The 20,148-nt window shown below is 70.1% G+C and carries 17 protein-coding genes; 7 read left to right on the top strand and 10 right to left on the bottom strand.

Going from position 1 to position 20,148, the window contains the following annotated elements; all coding sequences use genetic code 11:
• Nucleotides 1-8 precede the first annotated feature (8 nt).
• The gene (locus ACFY0U_RS25555; protein WP_388639469.1) at nt 9-740 is read left to right on the top strand and encodes a Mut7-C RNAse domain-containing protein; all 732 of its coding nucleotides are present in this window, start codon (nt 9-11) and stop codon (nt 738-740) included.
• On the opposite strand, the gene ACFY0U_RS25550 is transcribed toward ACFY0U_RS25555, so the two are convergent.
• From ACFY0U_RS25550 to ACFY0U_RS25530, 5 genes are all read right to left on the bottom strand, one after another.
• Nucleotides 727-3,126 carry a galactose oxidase-like domain-containing protein gene (locus ACFY0U_RS25550; protein ID WP_388639467.1) on the bottom strand — a complete coding sequence of 800 codons (2,400 nt, stop codon included), beginning with the start codon at nt 3,124-3,126 and terminating at the stop codon, nt 727-729. The two genes, ACFY0U_RS25555 and ACFY0U_RS25550, sit on opposite strands and share 14 nt — an antisense overlap.
• The gene (locus tag ACFY0U_RS25545; RefSeq protein ID WP_388639465.1) at nt 3,123-4,286 is read right to left on the bottom strand and encodes a glycosyltransferase; all 1,164 of its coding nucleotides are present in this window, start codon (nt 4,284-4,286) and stop codon (nt 3,123-3,125) included. Before ACFY0U_RS25545 ends, ACFY0U_RS25550 begins: the two co-directional genes overlap by 4 nt.
• A complete protein-coding gene (locus ACFY0U_RS25540; protein WP_388639463.1) occupies nt 4,283-5,899 on the bottom strand; it encodes an ArnT family glycosyltransferase in 1,617 nt (538 codons plus the stop codon). Before ACFY0U_RS25540 ends, ACFY0U_RS25545 begins: the two co-directional genes overlap by 4 nt.
• Nucleotides 5,896-7,164, bottom strand: a complete 1,269-nt coding sequence (locus tag ACFY0U_RS25535) for a glycosyltransferase (protein ID WP_388639461.1) — start codon at nt 7,162-7,164, stop codon at nt 5,896-5,898. The genes ACFY0U_RS25540 and ACFY0U_RS25535 overlap by 4 nt, the downstream gene beginning before the upstream one ends.
• Before the next feature lie 183 nt (nt 7,165-7,347).
• Nucleotides 7,348-9,381 carry a thioredoxin domain-containing protein gene (locus ACFY0U_RS25530; protein ID WP_388639460.1) on the bottom strand — a complete coding sequence of 678 codons (2,034 nt, stop codon included), beginning with the start codon at nt 9,379-9,381 and terminating at the stop codon, nt 7,348-7,350.
• Nucleotides 9,382-9,569: 188 nt separating this feature from the next.
• Here ACFY0U_RS25530 and ACFY0U_RS25525 point away from each other — a divergent pair, with 188 nt between their 5' ends.
• Nucleotides 9,570-12,773, top strand: coding sequence for a tetratricopeptide repeat protein (locus tag ACFY0U_RS25525; protein WP_388639458.1), 3,204 nt, complete (start codon nt 9,570-9,572; stop codon nt 12,771-12,773).
• Between the two features lie 33 nt (nt 12,774-12,806).
• On the opposite strand, the gene ACFY0U_RS25520 is transcribed toward ACFY0U_RS25525, so the two are convergent.
• Together ACFY0U_RS25520 and mca are read right to left on the bottom strand one after the other, a co-directional pair.
• Nucleotides 12,807-13,061 (bottom strand): hypothetical protein, encoded by a 255-nt coding sequence (locus tag ACFY0U_RS25520; RefSeq protein ID WP_388639456.1) that lies wholly within the window; start codon nt 13,059-13,061, stop codon nt 12,807-12,809.
• Nucleotides 13,054-13,914, bottom strand: a complete 861-nt coding sequence (mca, locus tag ACFY0U_RS25515) for a mycothiol conjugate amidase Mca (RefSeq protein ID WP_388639638.1) — start codon at nt 13,912-13,914, stop codon at nt 13,054-13,056. Before mca ends, ACFY0U_RS25520 begins: the two co-directional genes overlap by 8 nt.
• A gap of 127 nt (nt 13,915-14,041) precedes the next feature.
• Between mca and ACFY0U_RS25510 the strand changes: the two genes are divergently transcribed.
• Together ACFY0U_RS25510 and greA are read left to right on the top strand one after the other, a co-directional pair.
• Complete coding sequence (locus ACFY0U_RS25510) at nt 14,042-14,440, top strand: DUF4307 domain-containing protein (protein ID WP_388639455.1); 399 nt, start codon at nt 14,042-14,044, stop codon at nt 14,438-14,440.
• Nucleotides 14,441-14,608: 168 nt separating this feature from the next.
• On the top strand, nt 14,609-15,109 hold the full coding sequence (greA, locus tag ACFY0U_RS25505; protein WP_388639453.1) for a transcription elongation factor GreA: 501 nt from the start codon (nt 14,609-14,611) through the stop codon (nt 15,107-15,109).
• 82 nt (nt 15,110-15,191) lie between these two features.
• Here the strand turns inward: greA and ACFY0U_RS25500 are convergent, their stop codons facing one another.
• The 3 genes from ACFY0U_RS25500 to ilvA form a co-directional block, all read right to left on the bottom strand.
• Complete coding sequence (locus ACFY0U_RS25500) at nt 15,192-16,037, bottom strand: ABC transporter permease (RefSeq protein WP_388639452.1); 846 nt, start codon at nt 16,035-16,037, stop codon at nt 15,192-15,194.
• Nucleotides 16,034-17,062 carry an ATP-binding cassette domain-containing protein gene (locus tag ACFY0U_RS25495; protein WP_388639450.1) on the bottom strand — a complete coding sequence of 343 codons (1,029 nt, stop codon included), beginning with the start codon at nt 17,060-17,062 and terminating at the stop codon, nt 16,034-16,036. The genes ACFY0U_RS25500 and ACFY0U_RS25495 overlap by 4 nt, the downstream gene beginning before the upstream one ends.
• Nucleotides 17,063-17,256: 194 nt before the next feature.
• Nucleotides 17,257-18,495, bottom strand: coding sequence for a threonine ammonia-lyase (gene ilvA, locus ACFY0U_RS25490; protein WP_388639448.1), 1,239 nt, complete (start codon nt 18,493-18,495; stop codon nt 17,257-17,259).
• 163 nt (nt 18,496-18,658) lie between these two features.
• Between ilvA and ACFY0U_RS25485 the strand changes: the two genes are divergently transcribed.
• The 3 genes from ACFY0U_RS25485 to ACFY0U_RS25475 all read left to right on the top strand — a co-directional run bounded on the left by ACFY0U_RS25485 (nt 18,659) and on the right by ACFY0U_RS25475 (nt 20,146).
• Nucleotides 18,659-19,165: a MarR family transcriptional regulator gene (locus tag ACFY0U_RS25485; RefSeq protein ID WP_365392021.1), complete on the top strand. Its 507-nt coding sequence runs from the start codon at nt 18,659-18,661 to the stop codon at nt 19,163-19,165.
• A 232-nt stretch (nt 19,166-19,397) separates the two neighbouring features.
• The gene (locus ACFY0U_RS25480) at nt 19,398-19,901 is read left to right on the top strand and encodes a sigma factor-like helix-turn-helix DNA-binding protein (RefSeq protein ID WP_388639446.1); all 504 of its coding nucleotides are present in this window, start codon (nt 19,398-19,400) and stop codon (nt 19,899-19,901) included.
• On the top strand, nt 19,898-20,146 hold the full coding sequence (locus ACFY0U_RS25475; protein WP_388639445.1) for a hypothetical protein: 249 nt from the start codon (nt 19,898-19,900) through the stop codon (nt 20,144-20,146). Before ACFY0U_RS25480 ends, ACFY0U_RS25475 begins: the two co-directional genes overlap by 4 nt.
• Nucleotides 20,147-20,148: the final 2 nt, after the last annotated feature.

Below are 20,148 nucleotides of genomic sequence, written 5' to 3'. Positions count from 1 at the left end.
CTGATCAGGTGAACGGACCGGAGATCCACGTCGAATTCGCGCCCAGGCCGGCCCTGTTCGTCCCGCACGAACGCCGCCACGGCTCCACCACGGTCACCACCGACGGCGTCTCGACCCTCGGCCATGTCGTCGAGTCCCTCGGCGTCCCGCTGACCGAGGTCGGCGCCCTCCTCGTGGACGGCCGCGAGGTACCCAGGTCCTACGTCCCCGCCGCCGGCGACTCCGTGACCGTACGGGACGTCGAGCGCCCCCAGCGGGTGCCCGGCGCTCCGCTGCGCTTCCTCCTCGACGTCCACCTCGGCACCCTCGCCCGCCGGCTGCGCCTGCTCGGCGTGGACACGGCCTACGAGTCGACCGACATCGGCGACCCGGCCCTCGCCACCCGCTCCGCCGTCCAGCAGCGCGTCCTGCTCAGCCGCGACCGGGGCCTGCTGCGCCGCCGCGAACTGTGGGCCGGCGCCTACGTCTACAGCACCCGCCCCGAGGAACAACTCCGCGACATCCTCGACCGGTTCCGCCCCGAGCTACGGCCCTGGACGCGCTGCACCGCCTGCAACGGCCTGCTCAAGGAGGCCACCAAGGAGGAGGTGGCGGACCAGCTGGCGGGCGGCACACACCGGTCCTACGACGTGTTCGCGCAGTGCACCCAGTGCGGGCGCGCGTACTGGAAGGGCGCGCACCACGAACAGCTGGAGGCCATCGTGGCACGCGCCCTGGCGGACTTCCCTAACGCTTCCTGAGGTCGGCCTTCCCGCAGGCGGTCCCGTCGCCGTTGCGGTCGAGCCGCAGCGGGTCGTCCTTGCCGTTGACCTTCAGCCGGCCGTAGTCGTTCTTCTTCAGCCAGTCGCAGCGGGCCTTGGTGGTGGCCTTCACGGTCGGCGGGAAGTCGGTCGGCACGCACACGTTGATCGAGCCGTAGTGCCGGTCGCAGCCGGAGACGGTGACCGGGACCTTCTGCGAGGTGCGCTTCTTGCCGGGCTCGGTGACCTTGCCCGAGAGGTCGTCGGCGAAGGAGTGGACGTGCGCCGAGGCGTCCGTCGCGCTCAGCGCCGAAGGCCCTTGCAGATGGACCCACTTGGCCACCGACGGCACCCCGTTGGCGTCGACCGCGAAGAGCATGTACCAGCCGGGCGGGGCCAGATCGGGATTGCTCGTCACATTGAGGTCGACGTTGTTGCCGTCCACCGACAGCGGCAGATCGACGAACCGCTGGTTCGGGTCGGAGGAGTGCGTCACCGCGGCCGGGCGGATCAACTCGGCCTTGGCGATGGGCCGGTCGACGGTGATCCGCTGGGTGTCGCCGTAGGTCCACTCGGTGTCGATGACCGAAGTGATCGCCGGACGCGGCCCCTTGAGGAGATAGGGCGGCGTGTAGATCGACACGTTGTGGTTCCAGGTGCCGTTGCCCGGGTTGTCGCCGGTCGTCATCACCCGGCCGTCCGGCAGCAGGAACGCCGAGGAGTGATAACCGCGGGCCTCGGGGTCGGCGGCCACCGGGTCGAAGGTGCCGGTGTCCGGGTCGTAGATCGAGGACTCGTAGACCGGGTCCGCCCGGTTGTGCAGCGCGCCACCGGTCTCCAGCACCTTGCCGTCGGGCAGCAGCACGACGGAGACGTACATCTTGCCCTGGCTGCCGGTCTGGGCCTGCTTGCCGTTGCCGAGGTCGACCGTGCCCTGCGGGAGCGGTGGACCGGCGGTGTACGCCGGGTTGGCCTGCTTGAGGTCGATGACGTCGGTCAGCCGGTTGGCGTCCGGGTTGGAGTCGATGTTGCCGCCGCCGATCGTGAGGACCTTCTGGTCCTGCGCCGGCGGCAGCAGCACGCTCGCCGACTGGTCCCGCTCGTCCTTGTTCTGCAACCCCGGGACCTGCGTGATCGTGTTGGCGTCGTAGTCGTAGATCGCGCTGCCGGTGCCCGGGATGTTGTTGCCGAAGACATGGCTGCCCGAGTAGAAGAGGCGGCCGTCCTGCATCAGGATCATCGACGGGTACAGGCCCCAGTACGACCAGGTCTGGTTGACCTTCCAGAGCTCCAGCCACTTCTGCTCGGCGTCCGACCACAGCTCGGCGGTCACCGAACCGGTGGAGTCCTCGCGCAGCCCGCCGAAGGAGATGACGTCACCGTTGCCGAGGATCGTCGCCGACGGGTACCAGTGGCCGTCGTTCATGTCGTTGGTCTTGCTGTACGTCTCGGTGACCGGGTCGAAGACGTACGAGTCCTTGAACCCCTCGTAGCCGTGTCCGCCGGCGACCGGGTACGCCTTGTTCCCGCTCATCACCAGCACCCGGCCGTCCTGGAGCTGGACGTGCCCGGCGCAGAACATGTCCTTCGGGGTGGGGATCACCTTGTACGTGCCGTTGACCGGGTTGTACACGGCCGAGGTGAAGGTGCCCGCGTTGAACTGCTCCTCGCTGTTGCCGGAGCCCGCGATCAGCAGCACCTTGCCGTTGTTGAGGACGACGGAGTGCATGGAGCGCACCGGGTTCTGGGTGGGCAGCACGTCCCAGCGGCCGTTGGCGCACTGCTCGGCCGTGCCGGTGCACTGCGCCGGCGGGACCGGGTCGGCGACCTGTTCCATCGTGTAGTCGTCGGTGGTGGCGGAGCCGGTGCCGTAGACGGAGACACCCCAGCTGATGCGGTCGGTGCCGGTGGGGACCTCGGGCGTACGCACGCTCGCCTGCGTCCAGCTCCCGGCGATCTCCAGGGTCTTCAGGTCCGTCCAGTACTGCCAGCCGGCCGTCGTGTCGTGCCGGAACAGGGTGACCGCCGCGTCCGGGGTGGTCGACTTGTACCAGAGGCTCAGGTCGTACTGCTTGCCCACGCTGACGACGGGGGCGCACTCCGCCGACTCGGTGATCAGCGCCTTGCGGTCGCCCTCGACCCGGCGGGTCAGCTCGACCTTCATGGCCTTGGAGCCGGAGTGGGCGTCGGAGGTGGTGGTGAAGGTGAAGTCGTTGTCGCCCCAGCCGGACTTCTCCCAGCAGTACGGCATGTCGCCGGTGCCTGCGGTCTCGAAGCCGGCGTTCTTGATGAGGTTGGCGGCGGAGGCGGGCTGGGGTGCGGTGAGGAGAAGGCCGGCGGTGAGGGCGCCCACCGAGAGCAGGGCGGTTCTCCGTCTGAGCTTCATGCGGTGCGGCTCCTGTTTCTGCGCGGAAGGTAGACCAGCGCTTCGGTCCCGGCGAAGCGCAGGACGAACGTCGTCACCAGCGCGAGCGCGGTGGCGGACAGCGCGCCCATGTCGAACCGGTGCACGAACAGCGCGATCAGCGGGATGCGCAGCACCAGGTCGGCGTTGGCGAGCAGGGCGAACCGGCCGGCGCGGTCCCACCAGCGCCGGTGCCGGCGGCGGTCGCGGAACAGCAGATGCTCGATGAGCAGGAAGTTCCAGGCGACGCCGAGCTGGTTGGCGAGGATCTCGGCCGGTACGTAGTGCATGCCGAGGACGGTCAGGACGTACAGCCCGAGCAGGTTGGGCACGAAGCCGGTCGCGCCGATCAGGCCGAAGCCGACCATGCGGGCGACCGGCGAGGCGGTGCGCAGTCCGACCAGGTGGCGCAGGAAGCGCAGGCCCTCCTGGGCGCTGGACTTGGACTCGCCCGCGTACCGGTCCTGGAAGACGAAGGGCACCTCGGTGACCGCGCGGGGGCGGCTGCGGACGGCGAGTTCGAGGAGGATCTTGTAGCCGAGGGGCCTCAGGACATCCGCCGTGATGTCGCTGCGGCGGATCGCGAAGAAGCCGCTCATCGGGTCGCTGATGCCGTGCAGCCGGCGCGGGAAGAGGGACTTGGTCAGCCAGGTCGCCGCTCTGGACACGGCGACGCGGTAACTGCCCGCGAGCCCGGCGCGGCTGCCGCCCTTGATGTACCGGGAGGCGACGACGAGCCCGGCGTTCGCCCGCTCCCCCGTCGCGACCAGCTCCGGGACCAGGGAGGGCGGATGCTGGCAGTCACCGTCCATCACGACGATCCAGTCCGAGCCGGCCGCCCTCATCCCCTCCACGACCGCCCCGCCGAGCCCGCCGACCGGCTCGTCGCGGTGCAGCACGGTCACCGGGAACGGGCAGTCCTTGGCCGCCTCGTAGATCACTTCGGGGGTGTCGTCGGTGGAGTCGTCCACGAAGACGACCTCGCAGGGCAGCCTGGACGGCACCGACTCGGTGATCTGGTGGAGCAGTTGGCGGATGTTCGCGGACTCGTTGTACGTCGGCACGACGATCGTGACGGCACCGGGTTCGGGGATCTCGGTCGCCCGTACGTCCGGGACGGGAGCGGTGTACTCGTGAGTCATCGAACGCCTCCGGAGACGGTCTGGATCTGCCGGATCTCGATCCGGTCCGCACCGGTGCCGAAGACGGCGACCGGCGTCGAGTGCTGGATGGCGGCCTTGACGTTGGGCAGGTCGGCCGCGTCGCGCCGCACGGTCGGGGAGGCCACGACGTAGTCGAGGTCCTTCCAGCCGCGCGGCATCGTCTTGGTCACCGCGGGGTCGAGGTCGGCCTTGTAGAACCAGATGGCGCCGAGCCCGGGCCGGTACCCGGCGTGCACCAGGTCCAGCCAGAGCGCGTCGTCCACGAGGACCCGCGTCTTCTCCGGCCGCTCCACCTCGGTCGCCAGCCACGTGGAGGCGGCCCGGTAGGGGGCGTTGGCCTCGGCGGTGACGGCGGTGCGGTCGCCGTCGTACCAGCGCGGTACGACGTAGGCGCCGGCGGCGATCGCGAGGACGGCGGCGAGGGCGTACCGGCCGCTCTGCGGAAGCCTGTTCCTGCGGAGCACGGCGTGTGCGACGGAGGCGGTGCCGCCGGCGATGACCAGCGCCAGGAACGGCAGCGCCTGGATGACGTACATCGCGGGCAGATAGCCGTTGGGGCGCAGGGCGAGCGCGGCGAGGATCGCGACGGTGAGGGCGGGTCCGGCCAGTGCGCGGGCGGTGACCGACCAGCGCCAGGTGGCCAGCAGCAGCAGCGCGCCGGCGAGTCCGGCGAGGGGCAGGACACGGTCGTAGTAGAGCCACGACTGGAGCACTCCGTGGGAACCGGACCCCGGGTCGAGGATGAAGCCCGAACCGGGCCTGGTCATCTGGTACTTGACCCCGTCCCACAGGGACACATGCCCGCCGCCCGGCAGCAACTCGCCCTTGAGGAGGGCGAACAGGGGGTACGCGAGGCCGATCAGCGCGCAGGCCGTGATCGCGCCGGTGAGGGCGAACTTCCGGGTGTCCTTGTGGCTGTGGCGCCACATGGTGAGCAGCAGCGCCGGCAGGACGACGAGCATCGTCTCCTTGGTGAGGACGGCCGTCGCGGCGGCGATGCCCGCCCCGAAGTGGTGCCAGAGGTGGCGGCTCGGGGAGGCGGCGAGGGTGAACGCGAGGAGCGTCCACATCACCGCGAGGTTGTCGAGGAAGATCTCCCGCTGGAGGACGACGGAGAGCGGGGAGAGCCCGAACAGGGCCATGCCGAGCCCGGCGGCCCAGCGCGGCAGGGAGAGCCGGCGCCCCAGGACGTACACGAGCACCGCGCTGATCGCGCTGATCAGCAGCATGGCGGCGCGCATCGAGCCGACGGTCATCGACTCGGGGCTCAGCATCTTCGGTATCCAGGTGAGCAGGGCTATCTGGATCCAGCCGAGCGGCGGGTGGTCGTACCAGTAGGTGTAGTGGGCCAGGCCCTTGCCCTCCTGGACGGCCCAGGCCTGGGCGAGGTAGGTGCCCTCGTCGTCGCTGAGGGTCGGGTAGTCGGCGATGTTCCAGCCCTGGACGGTGAGGATCGCGACGAGAAGCGCACCGCAGAGGAGGAGGTCGGGGCGTATGGACGGTGTCGTTCGACTGGTCGAACGCTCTTCAGGCGCAGGCTGCCGCTGCGCGGGGACCTGGGGAGCGGTCACCGCGGGGAGGGTGGAGGTCACGCAGGGACGTCCTCTCGGATCGCCGGTGTCTGGGTCAGATGCGCACCGACATGAGTGGTCAACTCCCAGTCGTTCCGGCCGCGTTGCTCACGCCATACGGCGCGGACGGCGGCCCCGGCGAGGAGCACCTGGTAGAAGGGGCCGCCCACGACGAGCTTGAGGTAGTGGACGGAGCGGACGCGCAGGCCGTACTGCTTGCCGAAGTCATGCAGTCCGACCACCTCGAAGACGAAGGTGACCAGTGCGGTGACGGCCGGCAGGAAGGTGATGAAGGCGACGCTGACAGGCACGTCGAGGAAGAGCGCGATCGCGACGTTGAGCGGGATGACGACGCCGGAGAAGGCCTGGAGGAACGGCGTCATGAGGGTGTAGCGGGCGAGCAACCGCTGTCCCAGACCGGGGAGTTGCCTCCAGTCGCCCTTCCGGTAGACCTGGAGGAAGCCCTGGTTCCAGCGGGTGCGCTGCTTGAGCAGCGACATGAGCGAGCCGGGGGTCTCCTCCCGGGTCACCATGTCGGAGTCGTAGGCGACGACGACCTTCTTGCCGACGCTGGAGAGCCGTACACCCAGGTCGCAGTCCTCGGCGAGGCACTCGGGATCCCAGCCCCCGGCTTCCCTGAGGGTGTCGGTCCGCACGAAGACGGTGTTGCCGCCGAGCGGGATGAACCCCTTCTGCGCGTGCAGGTGCAGCCGGGAGCGGAACCAGAAGAAGTACTCCAGGCAGTTGCGCAGGCTGTACCAGCTGGAGTGGAAGTTGATGAGCTGCACTCCGCCCTGGACGACGTCGGCCCCGGTGGTCCGGAAGGCGTGGTCGACATGGGCGAGGAGCTCGGGGTGGACCTGGTCCTCGGCGTCGAAGACCCCGACGACATCGCCGCGGCAGTGCGGCAGCGCCGTGTTCATGGCCTTCGGTTTGTTCTTCTTCTCGTGGGTGTCGACGACGACACGGACCCGGGAGTCACGCGCCGCGGCCCGCTCGGCCACCTCCGTGGTCTCCGGGTCGTCGTGCCCGACGATGACGATGATCTCGAAGTCGGTGTGGCTGGACTCCAGCAGCCGCTGGATGGTGTGGTCCAGCACGGCCTGTTCGTGCCGCGCGGGCAGCAGCAGCGAGAACGACACATGCTCGTCCCCGTCCGGTCTGCTGAACCGGGTGGAGGCGAGCACCTCGGGCGTGCGCCACGCGTGCATCTGCCACCACAGGGTGAACGCCGCCATCCAGAACAAGGCGAGCGAGACGGCAGCGATGAAGACAGACGTCAGCAACAGATCCCCCCAGATCCCGAAACCCCCTGCCGCGACGGTCAGTCACATCCGTCGCGATCACTGTGGAGAGGTTATGGGTGATCTGTGAACAGCGGGATCTGTTCCAATAAATAGTATGTTTCGGAGGAGTGTGGTGACTTAGGGGCGAAACCGAACACCGGATGACACCCGGGTAACGGTATTTCAGCCGCTCAGCGCCGCGCGCAACCGGTCCGGATCGGTCGTCGGAGCGTCACATGTGAAGTTACGGCAGACATACGCGGTTGGTTCACCGCCGACGAGAGGTCGGTCGGCGAGCAGCGGCAGTTCGTCACTCCCCGTCGCCCCGACCGCGACGACGGCACCGGGGGCGGTGCCCAGAAGTGCCGTACGGTGCAAGGCCTTTGTGCCCGGATCGTCGAGCGCGGGCCCCACGATCGCGACCTCCCGCGGCCCGTCGAGCATCGCCTCGGCGACGGCGAGCCCCCACCCGATGAACCGCGGCACCCGCGGCCCGAGCGCCTTGACGACCCCAAGGGCCCGCTCGGCGGCGGCGCGATGGGGCTCGGCACCCGTCTGGGCGGCGTAGCTCAACAGGGCACCCGCGGCAGCGGTCCACCCCGAAGGAGCCGCGTTGTCGGTGGGGTCCTGAGGCCGCCGGATGAGCCGTTCGGCATCGGAGGCGGTGTCGAACAACGCGCCCGACTCCTCGTCCACGAACCGTGCCAGGACGTGGTCGAGCAGGAACCCGGCGAACTCCAGCCACACGCCCTCACCGGTGACGGAGGCCAGTGCGAGGAACCCTTCCGAGACATCGGCATAGTCCTCCAACACCCCCGCGTTGGCGCCGACATGGCCGTCCTTGCTGGTACGCGCGAGCCGCGCCTGCTCGTCGAGATGCAGCCGTACGAGAAGGTCGGCGGCCCCCACCGCGGCGTCGACCAGGTCGGGCCGGTCGAAGTAGGCGCCGGTCTCGGCGAGCGCGGCGATCGCGAGCCCGTTCCAGGCGGCCACGACCTTGTCGTCCCGGCCGGGAGCGGGGCGCCGGGCCCGCGCGTCGAGCAGCCGGCTCTTGACGGAGTCGATCTGCTCGGCGTCGAACACACCCTCGTGCTGCGGGAGTTGGAGGACGGATGCGCCTTCCTCGAACGTCCCCTCCTCGGTCACCCCGAAGTAGTGGGCGGCGAGTCCGGCGTCCTTCGCTCCGAGGACCTCGGTGAGCTGCCCGGGCGTCCAGACGTAATAGGCCCCCTCGACATGCTTCCCGCTGCCGTCATCACTGTCGGCGTCGAGCGCGGAGGCGAACCCGCCCTCCGCGGTCCGCAGTTCGCGCACCATGAAGTCGGCGGTCTCCAGGGCGACCCGGCGGGCGAGCTCGGAGCCGGTGGCGCGCCACAGGTGGGCGTAGACGCGGCAGAGCAGGGCGTTGTCGTAGAGCATCTTCTCGAAATGCGGCACGACCCACTCACGGTCGACGGAGTACCGCGCGAAGCCGCCGGCAAGCTGGTCGTAGATGCCCCCGCGGGCCATCCGCTCGCAGGTGTCCTGCGCCATCTGGAGCGCACCCTCGGATCCGGTCCGCGCGTGATGCCGCAACAGGAACTCGAGGACCATGGACGGCGGGAACTTCGGCGCCCCGCCGAACCCGCCGCGCTGCGGGTCGTACTCCCGGGTCAGCCCGAGCAGCGCCTTGGCGAGCTCCTCCTCACCGGGTGCCTGGGTGTCGCCGTAACTGATCTCCCGCCCGGCGAGATCCCGCACGATCTTCCCGGCCACCTCGGCGACCTCGTCCCGCTTGTCGCTCCACGCACTCCGCACCCCCTCCAGCACCTGCCGGAAGGCCGGCATGCCGTGCCGGGGCGCCGGCGGGAAGTACGTGCCGAAGTAGAACGGTTCGGCGTCCGGGGTGAGGAACACGGTCATGGGCCAGCCGCCCTGGCCGGTGGCGGCCTGGACGGCTTCCATGTAGACGGCGTCTACGTCGGGGCGTTCCTCGCGGTCGACCTTGACGCTCACGAAGTGGGCGTTGAGGTAGTCGGCGGTCGCCTGGTCCTCGAAGGACTCGTGCGCCATGACGTGACACCAGTGGCAGCTGCTGTAGCCGACGCTGAGCAGGACCGGGACGCCCCGTTTGCGCGCCTCCTCGAAGGCCTCAGCCGACCAGGGCCACCAGTCGACCGGGTTGTCGGCGTGCTGAAGGAGGTACGGGGAGGTCTCATGCGCCAGTCGGTTCACCATTCCACTCTCCCACGCCCTCCGGTACGGCGTAGAAGCACACGGCGACCGGCGCGCCCCCCTCGCGGGGCGTCCACGCTCGCCGACGCCTGCGGGTTTCTCGCCCTCGGTGATCGTCGGCCCTCTCGCATTGACGGCTCCCCCGAAGGACACTCATAGCCAAAGGAGTTGTCACCGGAGGGGGACGTGACATGCGGGACAGCCATCGGGTGGATGCCGAGCGGCTGTTGGCACGGGCCGTGGAGGAGGAGGTGCGGCGCTCCGGCGGGCGTACCGACGGGCCGGTGCTGATGGCGCGAGGACGTGGAGCGCTGGACGCCATCGCGCAGAGCGCCGCGGAGGAGTACGAGGCCTACACGCGCGCGTTGGACGAGGCGGCGGCCGGCCAGCTCACGTTCGGACAGCGGTACGCGAAGGAAGGCGGCGGCACCCCGCTGATGGTGGCGGGCGTCGCCGCCCTCGCGGCCGTCGTCACCGACCTGGCGCTCGGTACCGGCGCGGGCACGGCGCTCGGTGCCGGTGCGGCCGTCGGCGTGGTGGGCGCCGCGGCGACCGTGGTGAAGGTCGCCGGTGCGCATCTGCCCGCCGCGCATCATCAGGCGGGTGCGGTGGGACAGCCCGGCGGACCCGAGCAGTTGCGGCTGGCGTGGCTGACGGCGCTGGAGGTGCGGGGCATCCGGCCGTTCCTCGACCAGCAGCGGGTGCTGAGCGCCTCGACGGGGCCGAAGAAGACGGGGCCGCGGCTGAAGGGCGCCGACAAGAGCGCGGCGGCGCGCGGCCGGAATCTGCTCCAGCAGTCCTTCGGTCAACTCCCGGAGCCGGTGGCCGCGTTCGCGGGTCGGCGGCAGGAGCTGGGCCGGATCCGGCAGTGGGTGCAGGCGGCCCGGGCCAGCACGGAGACCCGGCCGACGGTGGTCGTGCTGTACGGCTCGTCCGGCAGCGGCCGCACGGCTCTCGCGCTGCGGGCGGCCCACGACCTGAAGGACTACTTCCGCGGCGCCTGCGTCGTGGACCTGCGCGGCGACAGCCCGGAGGAGCCGCCGCTGTCGACGCGGGACGCCCTGCTGCATCTGCTGAACCGGCTGGGCGCGCCCCGCGAGCAACTCCTCTTCCGTGAGCGTTCCTCACCGGACCAGCAGGTCAAGCGGCTGGGCGAGCTGTACCACCAGCATCTGACGGGGCTGCCGGTGACGATCGTCCTGGACGACGCCTCGGACCCCGAACAGGTCCGCACCCTCGTCCCCGAGCGCTCCGACAGCCTGGTCCTGGTCACCGCCCGCACCTCCCTGGACCTGCCCGCCGATCTGCCGGCCTGGGTGCACCAGTTGCCGGTCGAGGCGCTGGACGCGGCGGGCGCGGAGGAGTTGCTGGGGGCGGCGGCGCAGGACGCCTCGGGTCCGTACGACGCCGATGCGTCGGAGCGGATACGGGAGTTGTGCGGTGGTCTGCCGCTGGCGCTGCGCGTCGCGGGGTCCTCCCTCGGCCCGCGCTCACCTCGCGCGCTCGCCTCGGATCTGGGGGCGTACGGTCCGGTGGAACCGGTCGAGCGGGTGCTGTGGCTGCGCTACACCGACCAGTCGGACACGGCTCGCCGTCTGCTGCGGCGCCTGGCCCTCGCCGGCCGGGCGTCCCTGGGCGCGGCGGCGGCCGCGGCGCTGCTGGCCACCGACCAGGCGGAGGCGACCCGTCAGTTGGTCGCGCTGTCCCGGGCGGGGTTGATCGACCACGTCCGCGGGGACCGCTACCGCCTGCACGACCTGGTCCGCGCCTTCTCCCAGGCGCGTCTCCTGGACGAGGAGGAACCGGCGGAGCGCAACTCGGCGCAGGAACGTCTCATCGTGAACTACGCCGAGCTCGCCGACTCGGTCCTGCGCCTGGTCGACGGCAACATGTCGACCCGCTCGGACCGCTTCAGCCCGCACGGCTTCACCTCCCTGGACGAGGCGCTGCGCTGGCTGGACGACGAGTCGAGCTTCATCACCTCGACCCTGCGTCACGCGGAGGGCGTGAACCAGGGCGCGGTCCTCAACCTCCTGGGCGCCCTGTGCGACTACTGCCTCCTGCGCGGCGACCTCTACCGCCTGGGCGAGATCAGCGAACTGGCGCAGGCGGTGGACCAGGGTCTGCTGCTGCGGTCGGTCCAGTGGCGCACGGGCATCGCGGCCCGTCAGCTCGGCGAGCTGGACAAGGCCCGTACGACCCTCACCTCGGTGGTCGACCTCTACATGGAGGCCCATCACGACGCCGGCGCGGCCCGCGCGCTGTGCTCCCTCGGCATCACCCTCCACCACCAGGGCAATCTGACGGAGGCCGCGACCAAGCTCCATGAGGCCCTGGACCTCCAGGCGGCCCCCGAACTGGCCACCGACCGCGCCTGGACCATGCACGCGCTGGCGGCGGTGGAACGCGACCGGGCGAGGGTGGCGGAGGCCATGGACCTGCTCACCCGGTCCCTGGTCCTGCACCGCGCGGGTGAGTCCGTGCACGGCGAGGCCTGGGCCCATTTCCAGCTCGGGCAGCTGGCACTGCGCATGGGTGACGTCCCGCGCGCGGAGACCGAGCTCCGCACGGCCCTGGACCTGTACGGCCGTACCCGCGACGCCCGTGGCGAGGCCTGGGCCCTGACCCAGCTGGCCCGCGCCCGCCTGGTCGCCGGCGACCCCTCCCCCGCGGTGGACGGTCTGCGCCAGGCGGCGTCCCGGCATCGCGACAACGAGGACGCGCGCGGTGAGGCGTGGACGGTGTACTACCTGGGCCAGGCGCTGGAGGAGACGGGCAACCTGGACCTGGCGGTACGGGAGCTGGAGAGGTCGAGGACCATGTTCTCCCGCATGCGGGACGTGTACGGCCTGGCCTGCGCCCGCCACCACTCGGCCCGGGTCACACGCGACCAACGGGCCTCACAGACCGGCTCGCTGCGGAACTCGGGCTTCGCCCGCCAGCTCCTGGTCGACGCGCGCGCGGACTTCCAGCGCATCGGCGTCGCCCACGGCGAGGCATGGACCTGCCTGGAACTGGCCGTGGTCGACGCGGGCAACGCCCGCACCCAGCAGGCACTGACCCTGTGCGACGAGGCGATCGGCCTCTTCACCTCGTACGGCGACCGCCGCGGCGAGGACTGGGCCCGCTTCCTGCGCTGCACCCTGCTGCCCTACGCGGCCCCGGGCGGCGTCGAGGTCGGCACCGCGGTGGCCCAGGAGGACCTGTCCCAACTGGGCCGCACCGGCCACCCCCTCCGCGACGAGAAACTCGACGACTACGTCGAGGCGTACCAGCTGCTCCTGGAACGCGGCGTGAACCTGGAGGCGGGCTGGCAGGCCTGGCGCCTGGGCATGGTCCCCAACCGCCACGCCCGGGAGGTGATGGGGGTGCCGGTGGCTTCGGTGCGGGGCTGATCACTCCCGGTGAGTCACCGGGAGTGATGTGGCTCAGCCCTTCTGCGGTTCGGCCCGGCCGGCGGTCTTCGGGTCGGCTGCGGCGGCCTCCGTGTCCGAGGGCTCCTTGAAGTCGACCTTGCCCATGTGCTTGTTCATCGACTTCATCAGGGCCCACACGGCCAGGGCCATCGCCGCGAAGACGATGAAACCGAGGACGCCGGGGGTGACCTTGTCCTCGTCGACCTCCTTGGCGAAGGTCGCGAAGTGGGTCATTGCCAGGCTCACGCTTGCGCTCATGTCAGGCATTGTCCCGGATGCCCGCGAAGAGGTCGTCCTCGGGGAGGGAGGTATCGACGAGGGACTTGGCGAGCTCGTACTCCTCGGTCGGCCAGACCTCCTTCTGGACCTCCATCGGGACCCGGAACCAGCCGCCGTCGGGGTCGATCTGCGTGGCGTGCGCGATCAGCGCCTTGTCACGGATCTCATAGAAGTCGGCGCACGGGATGTGCGTGGTCAGCGTGCGCTCGGTGCGCTCGATCTCGTTCCAGCGCTTGAGCCACTCCTCGTAGGGCGACTCCAGTCCGCGCTCCAGCATCGCGTTGTGCAGCGCCTCGGTGCGCTGCCGGTTGAAGCCCTGGTTGTAGTAGAGCTTCCGCGGCTGGTACGCCGGGCCGAACTCCCCCTCGGGGTACTTCTCGGTGTCCGCCGCACCCTCGAACGCCACCATCGAGATCTTGTGGGTCATGATGTGGTCGGGGTGCGGGTAGCCGCCGTTCTCGTCGTACGTGGTGATCACCTGCGGGCGGAACGAGCGGATCTTGCGCACCAGCTCGCCGGCCGCCTTGTCGACGTCCTCCAGGGCGAAGCAGCCCTCGGGGAGCGGGGGCAGCGGGTCGCCCTCGGGCAGGCCGGAGTCGACGAAGCCGAGCCACTCCTGCTTGACGCCGAGGATCTCGCGGGCCTCGTCCATCTCCTTCTTGCGTACCTCGTGGATGTGCTCCTCGATGTACTTGTCGCCCTGCAGCTTCGGATTGAGGATGGAGCCGCGCTCCCCGCCCGTGCAGGTCACGACCAGCACGTCCACCCCCTCGGACACGTACTTCGCCATGGTCGCCGCGCCCTTGCTCGACTCGTCGTCGGGGTGGGCGTGGACGGCCATCAGTCGCAGCTGGTCAGTCAAGACTCAATCCTTGGTAAGTCGGCGCCCCTGGTGTGAGGCGGGGCGATCGGCGCTTCTATAGTGACCGAATCGGGGGGCGAATAATTCCGGCGTCCGGAGGACGATCATGAGTACGGCGAGCACGCGACTGCCCGAGGGCCGTTACGGCCGTTCCTCGGACAAGCGCGCCGACCACAAGCTCAAGATCGCCGCTGTCGTGCTCGGGGCGCTGCTGCTCGCGCTGATGGGTTATTTCGCCTACTACTACGTCGGCCAGAACAAGATCAGCGCCGAGGTGATCAGCTTCGAGCAGGAGCAGGACGCCGTGAAGGTGCATCTGGAGGTCCGCAAGGACGCCGGCGCGAGCGGCTACTGCACGGTGCGTTCCCAGGCGGAGAGCGGTGCCGAGGTCGGCCGGGCCGACTTCCGCTTCGACGGGGACGCCACCCGTATCGACAAGGTCGTCACCCTGCGCACGACGTCACCGGGCACGACCGCGGAGCTGCTGGGCTGTCACGCCGACTGACATCGCCCCCATTACGTACTCGCTGACCTGCGTTGACGTGATTCTGATGGCTTATGTCCTCCCCCTTGGGCCGCTGAATTGTTAGGCTCGTGGTTTCGCCCATCCGTGAAGGAACATTCTTCTGGGTAGGGCGATGCTTTGTATTCCCAGTACCTACGAGGAGCACCTGTGACCCAGACCAGCGAAGACGTCACCTGGCTTACGCAGGAGGCGTACACCAAGCTCAAGGAAGAGCTGGCGTACCTGTCTGGTCCCGCGCGCGAGGAAGTCACCGCGAAGATCGCGGCCGCGCGCGAGGAGGGCGACCTGCGCGAGAACGGCGGGTACCACGCGGCCAAGGAAGAGCAGGGCAAGCAGGAGCTCCGCATCCGCCAGCTGACCCAGCTCCTGGAGAAGGCCAAGGTCGGCGAGGCCCCGACGTCCACGGACGGGGCGGTGGCGCCCGGCATGGTCGTGACGATCGCCTTCGACGGCGACGAGGACGACACCACGACCTTCCTGCTCGCCTCCCGCGAATACGCCAGCTCCGACATCGAGACCTACTCGCCGCAGTCCCCGCTGGGCTCCGGCGTGATCGGCCACAAGGTCGGCGAGGACGCGGAGTACGAGCTGCCGAACGGCAGGAAGGCCTCCGTGAAGATCCTCAAGGCCGAGCCGTACAGCGCCTGATCCCCCTTTCCCCGCATTGCCCCGACAGACCCCCGGCGTCCTGTTCGACGCCGGGGGTTTCGTCATGCCGCCCGGCGTCTCCTCATGCGGTGGCGGACCGGTACTTCCGCACCGCCAGCGTTCTGAACAGGACGACGATCAGGATCGAGTAGATCAGCGACGCCCACACCGGATGCTGCATGGGCCAGGCGTCGGACTGTGAGACCCCCGGGTTGCCGAAGAGCTCCCGGGAGGCCTGGACCGTGGCGCTGAAGGGGTTCCAGTCGGCGACATGGCGCAGCCAGGGCGTCATCTGGCTGGAGTCCACGAACGCGTTCGAGACGAAGGTGACCGGGAAGAGCCAGATCAGCCCGCCCGAGGTGGCCGCCTCCGGGGTCCGCACCGAGAGTCCGATCAGGGCGCCGACCCAGGTGAAGGCGTATCCGAGCAGAAGCAGCAGACCGAAGGCGCCGAGCACCTCGCCGACGCTGGTGTGGGTGCGCCAGCCGACCAGCAGGGCGACCATCGCCAGCACGAACAGCGTGAGTGCCGTCTGCACCAGGTCGGCGAGGGTCCGCCCGGTCAGCACCGCGCCGCGCGCCATGGGCAGCGAGCGGAAGCGGTCGATGAGCCCCTTGTGCATGTCGTCGGCGATCCCGGCGCCCGCGCCCGCGGTGGCGAAGGTGACGGTCTGGGCGAAGATGCCGGCCATCAGGAACTCGCGGTAGACCGAGGGGTCGGTGGTGCCGCCGATGTTCATGGAGCCGCCGAACACATAGCTGAACAGCACCACGAACATGATCGGCTGGATGAGCCCGAAGATGACCATCTCCGGGATCCGGGACATGCGGATCAGGTTGCGTTTCGCGACGACCAGCGAGTCCCGGATCGACTGGCCGACCGGGTTCGTGGCGGGCGTGACGCGTACGGCGTCGGTGACGGCGCTCACTTGCCGGCCTCCTTCTTCTGGCGGCGGTCCTTGGCGTCTTTGGCGTCCTTGGCGGCCCCGCTCGCGCCGTTCTCCTCCGCCTCGGCCTCGGCGTGGTGGCCGGTCAGGGAGAGGAAGACGTCGTCGAGGGTGGGGCGGCGCAGGCCGATGTCGTCTATCTCGATGCCGCGCACGTCGAGTTCGCGGATGACCTCGGCGAGGAGCTTCGCGCCGCCGGTGACGGGCACGGTGAGCTTGCGGGTGTGATCCTCGACGGTGGTGTCGCCCTTGCCGAAACCGGCGAGCACCTCCCGGGCGGTCGGGATGTGTTCGCGCTCGTGCACGACGACCTCGACGCGCTCGCCGCCGGTGCGGGCCTTGAGCTGGTCGGAGGTGCCGCGGGCGATGACGCGGCCGTGGTCGACGACCGCGATGTCGTGCGCGAGGTGGTCGGCCTCTTCCAGGTACTGCGTGGTGAGCAGCAGGGTCGTACCGCCGGAGACGAGCTGCTTGATGACCTCCCACAGCTGCTGGCGGTTGCGCGGGTCGAGGCCGGTCGTCGGTTCGTCCATGAACATCACGGGCGGGGAGACGACCAGGGCGGCCGCGAGGTCGAGGCGGCGGCGCATACCGCCGGAGTAGGTCTTCGCGGGGCGGTCGGCGGCGTCCGCGAGGTTGAACTGGTCGAGCAGCTCGCCGGCCCGGACCTTCGCGTCCTTGGCCTTCATCTGGTAGAGCTGGCCGACCATCTGGAGGTTCTCGCGGCCGGTCAGGTACTCGTCGACCGCGGCGAACTGGCCGGACAGACCGATCGAGCGCCGCACCTCGTTGGGATGCTTGAGCACGTCGAGGCCCGCGACGACCGCCTTGCCGCTGTCGGGTCGCAGCAGGGTCGTCAGACAGCGGACGGTCGTCGTCTTGCCCGCGCCGTTCGGCCCGAGCAGGCCCAGGACGGTGCCCTCCGGCACGTCGAGGTCGACGCCGTCCAGAGCCCTTACGTCACCGAAGGTCTTCACCAGGCCTTCGGCATAGATGGCGCCTGGCATATGAGTCTCCACGTCGTCGGGGATTCTTCGAAAAGCCTAGGTTTGTGCTTTTTGCTCCGCCTGATGGGTGGCGGGATGGTGGCGGCGATCCGGCCACGAGACACACCATAACGCGATGTATCGCGTCTCTCAATGGACTTACTCGAACGAGTGATGGAGAAGCTCCTGAGCTGGGAGTTCGGTGCTCCGGCGGCTCAGTCGATGACCGTGTAGCCCGCGTTCCGCAGGGCCTGGCCGACCTCGACGCAGTGCTCCGGACCCTTCGTCTCCAGGTGCAGCTCCACCTCCGCCTCCGTGAGCCCGAGCCGTGGGTCGGTCCGTACGTGACTCACATCGAGGACGTTAGCGTCCACCACTGACAACACCCCGAGAAGCGTCGCGAGGGCGCCCGGCCGGTCCGTCAGCCGGAGCCGTACGGCCAGATAGCGGCCCTGCGCGGACATACCGTGGCGCAGTACGCGTTGCAGGAGCACCGGGTCGACGTTGCCGCCGGACAGCACCGCCACGACCGGTCCCTCGAAGGCACGCGGGTCGCTCAGCAGCGCCGCGACCGGGCTCGCCCCGGCGGGCTCGACGACCAGCTTGGCCCGCTCCAGACTCAGCAGCAGCGCGGCGGACAGCTCGTCCTCCGACACCGTACGCACGTCGTCGACCAGTTCGCCGATGATTTCGAACGGCACATCGCCGGGCCGACCGACCTTCATGCCGTCGGCCATCGTCGCCGGGTTCTCGATCGACACCGGACGCCCGGCCGCCAACGAGGGCGGGTACGCGGCCGCGCCCGCCGCCTGGACGCCGACGATCCGCACATCGGGCCGCAGCGACTTCACCGCGATCGCGACACCGGCCGCGAGGCCGCCGCCGCCGATGCCGAGCACGATCGTGCGCACCTCCGGGCACTGCTCCAGGATCTCCAGGCCGACCGTGCCCTGCCCGGCGATGATGTCGGGATGGTCGAAGGGGTGGATGAACACCGCGCCGGTCCGCTCCGCGTACTCCTGCGCGGCGCCCAGCGTCTCGTCGACCACCTGACCGTGCAGCCGGACCTCGGCGCCGTACTCCCGGGTGGCGCTGATCTTCGGCAGTGGGGCGCCGTTCGGCATGAACACCGTGGAACGCACGCCCAGCAGGGACGACGCCAGCGCGACGCCCTGCGCGTGGTTGCCGGCGCTCGCGGCGACGACCCCGGCGGCGCGCTCCTCGGGCAGCAGTCCGGCGATCCGGACGTAGGCGCCGCGCAGCTTGAACGAGCCCGTGCGCTGGAGGTTCTCGCACTTGAAGTGCACCGGCGAGCCCACCAGCTGGGACAGATGCCGGCTGCCCTCCATGGCGGTCACCCGCGCCACACCCATGAGCATCTTCTGGGCGCCGCGCACGTCGTCGAGAGTGACGGGCCGCAGGGAGTGCAAGGAGTCAGCCGTGCCATAGCTCATGACACAAGCATCGCAGTTCACAGGCGCAAGCGGCCGCTGTGACCAACCTCCGAGACCGGTTTCCGCAGCGCCGGTACGGCCCGCCTTCCGGCCGCGTACCCTGTCCCCCAACCCAGCACCCCTTATCTGAAGTGAGCCCCCGGCCATGCCCACAACACCTGAAATGTCGATGGACATGACGACCGTCGGTGACACCGGTCTCCTCGACACGCTGCAGCACGAAGTGGCGGTCTTCGCCCGTCGTGCCGAACAGACCCGGCTCGGCGGGGTCGGGCAGGTGCGCAACTCCATGGACCGCGCCGCATATCTGCTGCTCAACCGCCTCGACAAGGAAGGCCCGATGGGCGTCAAGGCGCTCGCCGCGAGCATGGGCATCGACTCGTCGACGGTCACCCGTCAGGTGGCGCCGCTCGTGGACACCGGGCTCGTCAAGCGCACCTCGCACCCCGAGGACGGCCGCGCGGTGGTGCTCCAGCTGTCCCCGCGCGGGCTGTCGCGGCTGGAGGAAGTGCGCTCCTCGCGGCGTCAGTTGATGGCCGAGCTGACACACGACTGGGCACCGGAGGAGCGTGAGGCGTTCTGCACGCTCCTCACGCGCTTCAACACCGCGCTCTCCTCCCGGATGGCGGCCCAGGGCCTGCCGGGCGCGGACGGACCGTCGGCGTCCTGAGCGTCCTTCACGCGCACGTGCGCTCCGGGAGCGCGGCTGTTGACGGGGGCGGCTGTTAAACGGGTGCGCTGCTCTCGACGGGTGCACGACTCTCGACCGGTGCGCGGCTCTTGACCGAAAGGCCACCCCTGGCCTCATATGAGACCGGGTCCATAACTCGCACACGGTTCCGTATCCGTACGCGGTGCGGGCCCCCGGTTCCCTCATAGGTCGCCCTCAGGCGGGAGGCGCGGTGCGACAACGGCATGCGTCCCAAGACGCCCGCCGGGCCCGGGAGTTCAAGGCGTTCGTCGCGGGCGCCGCCGGGCGGCTGCTGCATGCCGCGACGCTGCTGACGGCCGAGGCGCCGGACGACAACCCGCGCGCGCGGCGTCTGCTGACGCTGGCGCTCGCCCACACGTACGCGTGCTGGGACGGACTGCGCGGCGAGGACCCGTACGACCGCACCCGCCAGTACCTGGCCACCCGCTTCGCCCGCGGCGCCTGGCACCAGTACGGCGGACTGGGCGGCGCCCGTCCGCACCCCTCGAGCCCCTTGGCCGCGCTGGCCCCGCAGGAGCGCCTCGTCCTCGTCCTGCGGCTCTACGAGGGGGTCGCCGAGGAGCAGACGGCCGCGCTGCTCGGACTCGCCACGGAACGCGTCCGCACGATCTGCGACCGGGCGACGGCGACGCTGCTGCACCCGCCCCGGGGGCCCGCTCCGGCGGTGGGAGGCGCGAAGGTGGCGCCGTCGTGAACCGACCCGAGCGCGAGGCCGCCGTACGGCGGATCATGGATCAGGCGCCGTCCTCCGTACCACCGGAGCTCCACGACGAGGTGGTCCGCCGCGGCGGCCGCATGCTGCGCCGCAGGCGGGCGGCCCTGCGGCTGATGTGGTTCCTGATGTTCGCGGCCGGTGTGGCGTTCGTGGTGTGGGCGGCGACGGCCCGCCCCTGGGTGGAGCCGCCGTCGGAGACGACTCCACCTCTGACCGGCTGGTGAGC

The sequence above is a fragment of the Streptomyces sp. NPDC001536 genome (assembly GCF_042894505.1).
GTDB lineage: Bacteria > Actinomycetota > Actinomycetes > Streptomycetales > Streptomycetaceae > Streptomyces.
Note: the sequence above shows the minus strand (reverse complement) of the source record. Positions and strands in the feature narration are given on the sequence as shown.

Coding starts and splice junctions, on each gene's coding strand:
- ACFY0U_RS25550 (WP_388639467.1), bottom strand. CDS start 3,126: ATGAAGCTCAGACGGAGAACCGCCCTGCTCTCGGTGGGCGCCCTCACC.
- ACFY0U_RS25545 (WP_388639465.1), bottom strand. CDS start 4,286: ATGACTCACGAGTACACCGCTCCCGTCCCGGACGTACGGGCGACCGAG.
- ACFY0U_RS25530 (WP_388639460.1), bottom strand. CDS start 9,381: ATGGTGAACCGACTGGCGCATGAGACCTCCCCGTACCTCCTTCAGCAC.
- ACFY0U_RS25525 (WP_388639458.1), top strand. CDS start 9,570: ATGCGGGACAGCCATCGGGTGGATGCCGAGCGGCTGTTGGCACGGGCC.
- ACFY0U_RS25520 (WP_388639456.1), bottom strand. CDS start 13,061: ATGCCTGACATGAGCGCAAGCGTGAGCCTGGCAATGACCCACTTCGCG.
- mca (WP_388639638.1), bottom strand. CDS start 13,914: ATGGCCGTCCACGCCCACCCCGACGACGAGTCGAGCAAGGGCGCGGCG.
- ACFY0U_RS25510 (WP_388639455.1), top strand. CDS start 14,042: ATGAGTACGGCGAGCACGCGACTGCCCGAGGGCCGTTACGGCCGTTCC.
- ACFY0U_RS25495 (WP_388639450.1), bottom strand. CDS start 17,062: ATGCCAGGCGCCATCTATGCCGAAGGCCTGGTGAAGACCTTCGGTGAC.
- ilvA (WP_388639448.1), bottom strand. CDS start 18,495: ATGAGCTATGGCACGGCTGACTCCTTGCACTCCCTGCGGCCCGTCACT.
- ACFY0U_RS25485 (WP_365392021.1), top strand. CDS start 18,659: ATGTCGATGGACATGACGACCGTCGGTGACACCGGTCTCCTCGACACG.